The sequence below is a fragment of the Mesorhizobium sp. M0496 genome (assembly GCF_040321205.1).
Taxonomy (GTDB): Bacteria; Pseudomonadota; Alphaproteobacteria; order Rhizobiales; family Rhizobiaceae; genus Mesorhizobium.
Genome location: NZ_JAMYRC010000042.1, coordinates 43,376 through 52,266, shown reverse-complemented (window position 1 = coordinate 52,266; position 8,891 = coordinate 43,376). Strand labels below are relative to the sequence as shown.

Sequence of the window (8,891 nt, the reverse complement as noted above, 5' to 3'; positions counted from 1 at the left end):
GACGGAAGCCGCTGGATATCTTCTCGGCCGGCCTTCCTGCTTCCGGTGCGCGTACTCGGCAAGCTGTTCCGACGGCTCTTCCTCATGCGAGTGGCCAGCGAAGCGGTTGCGCGGCAGGCCGGTATCGAGAACGGTGACCTTGCGGCGGGCACGGCCGAGCTGTAGGGCGGCGGCGAGACCGGCAAAGCTGCCGCCGATGATGATGACGTCATCCATGGTGGTAAGCTCCGTGTTTTGGATGGAGGGGGTTGGGCTGGCCTGACCTACAATGTCGTCTAGCGACGCGCATTCGATATCGCCGGGCGGCCAAGGGACACTTGATTTGGAGGACACGATAAAATCCACTCTTGGAATTTCGGACACTGCGTAGTATCGTAATTCGACAATAACGATACTGTCAAGGACTGGAATTGTCGTGACCGAAAATAGTCGAGGCCGGCGCGGCCGGCCCGCCAACGAGGCGCTTCGCCAAACGATCGTCGACACCGCAGGCGAACTCTTTGCGGAACTGGGTTTTCATGCGACGACATTGGACAAGGTCGCCCAGCGAGCGAAGATATCCAAGCTCAGCATCTACAGGCACTTCGAGAACAAAGAGGCGCTGTTCGGCGCGGCCTTTGCGGCCCGCTGCCACCAGTCTGTACCACAGGTCCTTTTTGAAGGCGTCGACGGTTCGGCCGAAGATCAGCTCATGGCTGTGGGATCATCGCTGCTTCGCACGCTGTTGCGCCCGGACGTCCGCAATGTCGAAGCCATGGTCATGGCCGACACGACGAATCAAAAGTCGTTGAGCAAGCTCCATTACGAAGCCGGCCCCGCCCATATCATCGCCCAAATCGAGGCCCTGTTGCGTCAGTTGCACGCTAAGGCGGTTCTGAACGTGCCCGATCCTCTCCGGTCCGCCCGCTTATTTGCCGCGCTTCTCAAAGGATGCGACCTCCTGATTATCGCTCGCTTCGATGAGGCGAGAGCAGAGGACGACAATGAGATCGAATCCTATTGCCGGTCGGCCGTCGCCATGTTCATCGCCGCGCACGGTGGCAACGACCACGCGGGCGGATAAGCATTTGATTGCTCCGGGCAGCTTGGCCGGGACCGTGGTCCAGGCGCTTCGTCATATTGGGCCGGCGCGCGCGGCCGAGCTTGCACAGATCGCGGCACCTCATCTTTCTCCCAACGATAAAAAGTCGCTCGCATCTACCGCGGTCCAAGCTCCCGCCTGGATGCGGTCGACGCTTCTCTCCATCGCAGATCCGGCAGCAGTCGGGACAACATCTGATGCGTCATCAACATTCGCGTGAAGCTACTCGAAAGAATAGGTGAAGCCCTCCTTGGAGGCGCCGACGGTCACCTTCGTCATCTTTTCGCCCCCCAGCGACCGGTTCAGCACGCCGCGGCTCAACTCCGGCAGAAGCGTGTTGGTCAGGATGGCATCGATCATCCGCCCGCCGGATTCGATCTCGGTGCAGCGGGCCTTGACCAGATCCATGACACCGTCGCCGATCACCAGTTCCGCGTCGTTGGTCGCACGCAGCCGGCGAGCGATCTTGGCGAACTGGTGACGGGTGATCGCTTCGATCATCGAATCCGAGAGCGGATAGTAAGGAATGGTCACCACCCGGCCGAGAAAGGCCGCAGGGAAGACCTTCAGCAACGGGCTGCGCAAGGCAGTGTCCAGATCGTCGAGCCCTGCCCGTAGCGTGCCATTCCTGGTCCGGTCCATGATGACTTCGGAGCCGACATTCGAGGTGAGCAGGATCAGCGTGTTCTTGAAATCGATGCGCCGGCCCTCGCTGTCGTCCATCATCCCCTTGTCGAAGACCTGGAAGAAGATTTCGTGCACGTCCGGATGTGCCTTCTCGACCTCGTCGAGCAGGATCACCGAATAGGGCTTGCGGCGGACCGCCTCGGTCAGGATGCCGCCCTTCCCGTAGCCAACATAACCTGGCGGCGCCCCTTTCAAGGTAGAAACCGTATGCGCCTCCTGGAACTCGGACATGTTGATCGAGATGAGGTTCTGCTCGCCGCCATAAAGCGTTTCGGCCAGCGCCAAGGCAGTTTCAGTCTTGCCGACGCCCGAGGGGCCGCAGAGCAGGAACACCCCCACCGGCTTTTCCGGCGCGCCGAGCCCAGCGCGGCTGGTTTGTACGCGCTTGGCGATCATCTCCATGGCGTGGTCCTGGCCGACGACGCGTTCGGACAGGGTCACGGCGAGCCGCAGCGCCTTTTCGGTCTGGCTCGACAGCATCCGCCCCGTCGGGATTCCCGTCCAGTCCTGGACCACCGCCGCCACGGCGTTGCGGTCGACCGACGGCAGGATCAACGGCGTCTCGCCTTGCGCCTCGGCCAGTTCGGCCATCAGTTCGCGCAACCGGGCGAGATCGGCGGCCGGATCGGGTGGAGGGGCATCGGCAGCAGCCGGTGTCTCCACCTCGGTCTCGGCTGTTTTGGTTCTGGCTGTTTTGGTTCTGGCCGTTTTGGTCTTGGGTGGCTGAGTCTCAACTGCGTCCGCGTCTGCTGTTTCGCTATTGGTCTCGGGCGTCTCCACCGCATCGAGCGGCACACCTTCGCCGCGCAGCCTGGCGCGCAATTCGAGTATCTCGGCAACAAGTGCCTTTTCCCGATCCCAACGTTGCTGCGCGGCGGCCAGCGTGGCCTCGCTTTCGGCAAGCCCGGTGTCGACCCGAGCCTGCCGCTCGGTCACCTCGATACCGATCGCAGCCTCGCGGCCGATAATACCGCGCTCGACCTCCAGCGCCTGGCGGCGACGCATGATATCCTCGACCTCCGCCGGCGTGGCGTGCTGCGATATGGCGACACGGGCGCAAGCGGTGTCGAGAAGGCTCACCGCCTTGTCCGGCAATTGCCGCGCCGGGATGTAGCGATGCGAAAGGCCGACCGCCGCCTCGATCGCCTCATCCAGTATCTGCACCTTGTGGTGCTGCTCCAGAACGCCGGCCACACCGCGCAACATGAGAACGGCCACCACCTCCGAAGGCTCGTCGATCTTGACCACCTGGAAACGGCGGGTCAGGGCCGGGTCTTTCTCGATGTGCTGCTTGTATTCCGCCCAGGTCGTTGCTGCGATGGTGCGCAGTTCGCCCCGCGCCAGCGCCGGCTTCAGGAGATTGGCCGCGTCGCCGGTTCCAGCCGCGCCGCCGGCGCCGATCAAGGTGTGGGCCTCATCGATGAACAGGATGACCGGCGTTTCGGACGATTGAACCTCATCGATGACAGCCTTGAGCCGTTTTTCGAACTCACCCTTTACGCTTGCCCCCGCCTGCATCAGTCCGACATCAAGCATACGCACACTGACGTTCTGCAGGCTGGGCGGCACGTCGCCCTCGGCGATACGCAAGGCAAAGCCTTCGACGACCGCAGTCTTGCCGACCCCGGCCTCGCCGGTCAGGATCGGGTTGTTTTGCCGGCGCCGCATCAGGATATCGACGATCTGCCTGATCTCCGGATCGCGGCCGACGACCGGATCGATTTTGCTGTCGCGAGCGCGCTGGGTCAGGTCGGTGGCGTATTTCGTCAGCGCCGAATCCCCGCCCAGTGCCCGCTTCGGCGGGGTCTCGGTGGCGGCAGCGGCCGGCGCAGCCCCGGCTTCGAGCGACCCTTCAGTTACGTCGGCAAAGCGCTGGATGACTGCGGCGGCGTCGACCTTGTCAAACTCGCCGCTGATCTTCGACAGCAGGCCTTCCAGCACCGGCGTCTTTAGGCAGGCAAGGAGAACATGTGCGCTACGGACTTCCTCGACGCCGAATTCCAGTGTTGCCAGGTTCCAGGCCTCTTGGATGGCATGAAAGATGTGGTCGGAAAATTCCTCGATCGACGTGGCGCCATAAGGCAGCTTGTCCACCGCGCGGGTCATATCGGCCGTGAGCCGGCTCGCATCCACGCCCGCATCGGCGATTATCATTTGCACATCCGAGCGGTCGGAAAGCACCAGTTGCTCGATGAAGTGGACGAGTTCGACGTAAGGATTGCCGCGCAGCTTGGCGGTGTCGGCGGCGGCCTTGAAGGCGCGCACACCGACAGGATTGAGCTTGCCGACCAGTTCCTTACGCTTGAAGCTCTGCGACGACCGGCGCTGTTCCATCGAACGTGCTCCTGCAATCTGCCAGCCGACAACCTGCCACATAAGCCGCCACTTGACAAAGCGCGTGATGGACGAGGTCTCGATGACCGTTGTGGAGGTCCTGCACCGCCGGCTGCAAACAACCACGGAATTGCGCCCTTGCGCGATGCATTTCTCGTGCGGGATCGGCAATCATGCTACGGATTTCAGCACTCGGGGGCGGTTGCATTTAGCTTCTGTTAATTTTTGAGCAGTCGTTGAATTGTGGTAAAGTGCAGCGGTGTGATAACGTCGGGTCACATCTGGTTTGAGGGCCTTCGCTGGGGGTTGGTGTGATTGATCTCGCACTCTGGCTTACTTCGCTCGACGGTGAGAATCCGTCCGGGGAAGATTTGCGCAACGACCCAGCTTTTCATGAGCTGGAGCGTCTGACGGAAGCCCAGATCAAGGTCGTACACGACGGCAACAACAAGGCCGCCTCGCAAAGCACCATTCCGGTCGACTGGCCTGCGGTGCTCGCAAAAGCCGAGGGATTGCGCGCGCATGGTCGGGACCTGCGCCTGCTCGTCATCGTCACGCGCGCGCTGGCCAATGAAGAAGGGCTGGCCGGGCTCGCGCAGGGCCTGACCCTCATTGCCCGGACCTTCGATCAGCATTGGGAAACCATGCATCCGGCACTGCGGCCCAACGCTTCGCCACGCGATGCCGCCTTGCGCCGTATCAACGCGCTGCTCGACCTGCAGAATGGTCAGGACGGGTTGTTGGCGAACCTGCGGCAAATGACGTTCTTCGCGCCGCGCGCGATCGGCCCGATTCAGGGCAAGGACCTGGAAAAGGGTGCGCTCGACGACCGTGTCATGCTCCAGGAGGCCGCCTCGGGGTTGAATGCGGCGGAGAAGGCCGCGTTGGTCAGTGCGCACGCACAACTCCTGAACCGGGTGCGTGCCGGATGTGCGGCACAGATCGATCAGGCCAATGCGGAGATGATCCAACTCATCGCCGACGCCCGGGCAACGATCGCGGCACTCGATGCGGTCGAGACCGCGCTCAACGCTCGTCTCGGCGGCGGCGGCGCTCCCGTTCCGGACTTAAAACGCTTCCTGCAGCGTTTGCTGACGACGCTCGAACGGAATTCGGCAGCCGGCGCGGTGACGAATGGCGCGGCCACGTCGCCGATGCCGGCGGAACCGGCAACGCCTGCTCGAAACGGTCATGGAGCCGATGCGATGGCAAGTATGGGAAGCTACGCGGACTCGAGCACGGGGCTTCCCGACCGGATCTCCTCGCGCGACGACGTGGTGAAATGCCTCGACCTCGTCGTCGCCTTCTATGACCGCACTGAACCGTCGAGCCCAATTCCGCACCTGGCTCGGCGCGTACGCCGGATGGTGCACATGGATTTCGTTGAACTGATGGAAGATCTCGCCCCGTCTGGGCTGAAGGAATTCAGGCTGCTTGCCGGCGTTCCCGATGCCAAAAAGACGGCTCAGAAGGATGAAAGGTAACAACACATGCCAGCCGAAAGCAAAGCGAAGGTCATCGAACGAAATCGCGCGCCGCGAGTGCAGATCGCCTACGATGTGGAAACCTACGGTAGCCCGACGACGATCGAACTGCCGTTTGTCATGGGCGTGATGGCCGACCTTGCCGGTGCTTCGCAAACCAAGGAAGCGTCAAAGTCGGTGCTGGACCGCTCCTTTGTCGAGACCGACGCAAACCGCTTCCCAAAGTTCATGGAGGCGCTCGGGCCCCGCGTCAAAGCCCGGGTGAAGAACACGCTGCCGCAGGCCGAAGGCCAGGAGCGCGACGAGGAACTGGCGCTCGATCTCACCTTCACCAAAATGGGTGATTTCGCCCCGGACAAAATCGCCGAGCAAGTTCCACAACTGGCCGAGATTCTCAAGATGCGTCGTCAGCTCGAGGAATTGCTCGGCTTCATGGATGGCCGCGTCGATGCTGAAAAGCGCATCGCGCAGCTTCTGAACAACGAACCGCTTCTTGGCAAGATCGCCAGCCAGGCACTGGCCGACGACGACAAGGTTGGGGAATAAATCATGGCCGAACAGCAAAAGACCGCCGCAGTCGCCACCGAGGCCGAGGCCATAGACCTTGGAGAATTCAGCGGACTCCTCGAGAAGGATTTCAAGGTCAAGAAGGACGACAGCGAGAAGTTGCAGCAACTCGTGCGCAATCTCGCGCTCGCGGCGCAGTCCCGTTCCGACACCACGACCATCTCGTCCAATGCGATCAAGTCGATCAAATCGCTGATCGCCGGCATCGACAAGATGCTGACGACCCAGGTCAACGAGATCCTGCACGCGCCGGAAGTGCGTGAAATGGAAGGCACATGGCGTGGCCTCTGGTATCTCGTCAACAACACCGAGACGGATCAGAAGCTGAAGATCCGGGTGATGAACATTTCCAAGGAACAGCTGGCCGATACGCTTGAAGACTATGAAGGCCAGATGTGGGATCAGAGCCCGATCTTCAAGAAAGTCTACACAGACGAGTATTCGATGCTCGGCGGCGAGCCGATCGGCTGCGTGATTGGCGCCTACGAGTTTTCCAACCACCCGCGCGACGTCGGCCTGCTGCGCAACATCTCGGGCATCTGCGCTTCGGCGCACACGCCATTCATCGCGGCCGCTTCGCCGCGCCTGTTCCGCATGGATAGCTGGCAGGAATTGCCGAACCCGCAAGACCTGCAGCAGATCGTTTCCAACCCGGCCTATGCCTCGTGGCAGTCGTTGCGCGAGAGTGAGGACGCTCGCTACATCGGCCTGACCATGCCCCGCGTCCTGGCGCGGCTGCCCTACGGCACCGATACCGTTCCGGTGAAGGGCTTCACCTTCGAGGAAGAGGTGCAGGGCGACCACAACAAATATGTCTGGATGAACGCCGCCTTCCCGATGGGCGTCAACATCAACCGCAGCCACAAGCTGTTTGGCTGGGGCACGCAGATCCGCGGCGTCGAGAATGGCGGCACGGTGCTCAACCTGCCGGTGCACAGCTTCCCGACCGATGATGGCTCGATCGCGATGAAATGTCCGACGGAAGTCGCCATCGACGACCGGCGCGAGGCGGAACTGGCCAAGCTTGGCCTGATGCCCATCCTGCACCGGAAGAATACCGATCTCGCGGCCTTCATCGGGGCACACTCATTGCAGGACGACGAGACGCGAGCGGGGCGGCTGGTCGATCCCGATGCGCAGTCGAACGAGCGGCTGAGCGCCAACCTGCCCTACCTATTCCCGGTCTCGCGCTTTGCGCACTACCTCAAGGCCATCGCGCGCGACAAGGTCGGCTCGTTCAAGGAGCGCTCCGACATGCAGATCTGGTTGACCGAGTGGATCAACCGATACGTGCTGGCCAACCCGGCCTTTGCCGACGACAAGGCGCGCGCCAAGCGCCCGCTTGCCGCCGCCGAGGTTCAGGTGGACAGCGTTGAGGGGCGGCCGGGCTATTACAATGCCCGCTTCTATCTGCGCCCGCATTACCAGCTGGAGGGCATCAACGCCTCGCTCCGACTGGTGTCGGAACTACCGTCCGTTAAGACTTGATTGCAGCAACAACATCCTGGTTTTTGAAAGCGGTGGAGAAACACAATGCCCACGACTACAAAGATTGATGGCTTTCTGAAGGTTCCCGATATCAAAGGCCCCAGCACCCGCGACGGCCACGAAGACGAGATCGAAATTCATGGCGTCGACTACAAGATGGTCGCCCCCTATGATCCGAATTCGATCTCGCGCCGTGGCCGCGTGAACATGGGCATGATCAAGTTCACCAAACACTACGACAAATCCTCGCCCTACCTGAAAAAGGCGTTGTTCGACAACAAGGCCCTTGATGAAGTGGTGTTTTCGGCGCGCCGGACCATCGATGGCGAAAGTAAGGACTATCTGGTCATCACACTGAATGACGCCTTCGTCATGGAATACGACATGTCGCAGGCCGAGGATGAGGAAGACCTGATCCAGGAAGAAGTCAGCTTCGCCTACAAGAAGATCAAGTTCGTCTATGACGGCAATGATGAAGCCGAAATGGATGTCTATGTCGGCAAGTGAGGTTCGGCAGCCCGGCGCGGGCAAGCGGCAGACCACCGGTAGCTTGCGGGCGAAAAGTGAAGCCGTCCAGCCATCGCTTTGGGATCGCCTCGTCAATGACCTGCCGGGTCTGACCTCGGAAATAGAAGGGCTGCGCCATTTCCTGCTCGACGAGCTTGGCGCGGATCGCCTCGACACACTCGTTGCCGGCAGTACGCGGGCCATCGACGCCGATACGGAACTGACACCGGATCAGAAACGCCGTCTGCATCGATTGGCCTTTCAGACCCAGCACCGCGTCGAGATCGAAAGCCGAGGCGTGGTGGTATCGGCCCGGGTGCTCAGGGAAGCGGTACGGCGTGACATCGAGGCACTCTTCAACACGGAGCGCTTCGAGGCCACGCCGCTTCTTTCCGATCTGGAAAATGAACAGGTTTCGGACAATCCACCTTCGCTCGCCGATTTTCCGGAGGTCCGCCGAAGCGTGGTCAATTATGGCGTGCCTTCCTTCTCGGGCCGCTCTTCCCGCGACTTCGATCGCGACGTGCTGGCGCGTGAGATCCGGGCGGTGCTCGCCACCTTCGAGCCTCGCCTCAAGGAAAGCGCAACGAAGGTTACGGTCACTCTTGGCGACAAGACCGTTGGCCTGAAGATCGAGATAGACGCCGTGCTGATCATGACGCCGACGCCCGAACGCATGCGCCTGCGCACCACGATCAATCTCGATAACGGCTTGGCGCGGACCGAAATTAGGGACGCCTGAG

The 8,891-nt window shown here is 61.5% G+C and carries 7 protein-coding genes and 1 pseudogene; 6 read left to right on the top strand and 2 right to left on the bottom strand.

Translation table 11 applies throughout. From position 1 onward, the window contains the following. Positions 1 to 84: 84 nt before the first annotated feature. Positions 85 to 216, bottom strand: a pseudogene (locus NKI73_RS27190) (FAD-dependent oxidoreductase); the annotation flags it as partial. Between the two features lie 199 nt (positions 217 to 415). Here NKI73_RS27190 and NKI73_RS27185 point away from each other — a divergent pair. Next, positions 416 to 1,063 carry a TetR/AcrR family transcriptional regulator gene (locus NKI73_RS27185; protein WP_352634230.1) on the top strand — a complete coding sequence of 216 codons (648 nt, stop codon included), beginning with the start codon at positions 416 to 418 and terminating at the stop codon, positions 1,061 to 1,063. A gap of 240 nt (positions 1,064 to 1,303) precedes the next feature. Here NKI73_RS27185 and tssH read toward each other — a convergent pair whose 3' ends face one another. Next, entirely contained in the window at positions 1,304 to 4,102 is a 2,799-nt protein-coding gene (tssH, locus tag NKI73_RS27175) for a type VI secretion system ATPase TssH (RefSeq protein WP_352634228.1), read from the bottom strand. A gap of 311 nt (positions 4,103 to 4,413) precedes the next feature. Here tssH and tssA point away from each other — a divergent pair, with 311 nt between their 5' ends. The 5 genes from tssA to tssE are packed head-to-tail and all read left to right on the top strand — an operon-like array spanning position 4,414 to position 8,890. Then, positions 4,414 to 5,586 (top strand): type VI secretion system protein TssA, encoded by a 1,173-nt coding sequence (gene tssA, locus NKI73_RS27170; RefSeq protein ID WP_352634226.1) that lies wholly within the window; start codon positions 4,414 to 4,416, stop codon positions 5,584 to 5,586. A 6-nt stretch (positions 5,587 to 5,592) separates the two neighbouring features. After that, the gene (gene tssB, locus NKI73_RS27165) at positions 5,593 to 6,132 is read left to right on the top strand and encodes a type VI secretion system contractile sheath small subunit (protein ID WP_352634224.1); all 540 of its coding nucleotides are present in this window, start codon (positions 5,593 to 5,595) and stop codon (positions 6,130 to 6,132) included. A gap of 3 nt (positions 6,133 to 6,135) precedes the next feature. Further along, positions 6,136 to 7,641, top strand: coding sequence for a type VI secretion system contractile sheath large subunit (gene tssC, locus NKI73_RS27160; protein ID WP_352634222.1), 1,506 nt, complete (start codon positions 6,136 to 6,138; stop codon positions 7,639 to 7,641). A 45-nt stretch (positions 7,642 to 7,686) separates the two neighbouring features. Continuing rightward, a complete protein-coding gene (locus tag NKI73_RS27155) occupies positions 7,687 to 8,148 on the top strand; it encodes an Hcp family type VI secretion system effector (RefSeq protein WP_023758847.1) in 462 nt (153 codons plus the stop codon). Continuing rightward, the gene (gene tssE / locus NKI73_RS27150; RefSeq protein ID WP_352634236.1) at positions 8,135 to 8,890 is read left to right on the top strand and encodes a type VI secretion system baseplate subunit TssE; all 756 of its coding nucleotides are present in this window, start codon (positions 8,135 to 8,137) and stop codon (positions 8,888 to 8,890) included. Before NKI73_RS27155 ends, tssE begins: the two co-directional genes overlap by 14 nt. Position 8,891: the final 1 nt, after the last annotated feature.

What these genes read in the sequence shown, in the direction of transcription:
- tssH (WP_352634228.1), bottom strand. Translation starts at nt 4,102, where the DNA reads ATGGAACAGCGCCGGTCGTCGCAGAGCTTCAAGCGTAAGGAACTGGTC.
- tssB (WP_352634224.1), top strand. Translation starts at nt 5,593, where the DNA reads ATGCCAGCCGAAAGCAAAGCGAAGGTCATCGAACGAAATCGCGCGCCG.
- NKI73_RS27155 (WP_023758847.1), top strand. Translation starts at nt 7,687, where the DNA reads ATGCCCACGACTACAAAGATTGATGGCTTTCTGAAGGTTCCCGATATC.
- tssE (WP_352634236.1), top strand. Translation starts at nt 8,135, where the DNA reads ATGTCGGCAAGTGAGGTTCGGCAGCCCGGCGCGGGCAAGCGGCAGACC.
- tssC (WP_352634222.1), top strand. Translation starts at nt 6,136, where the DNA reads ATGGCCGAACAGCAAAAGACCGCCGCAGTCGCCACCGAGGCCGAGGCC.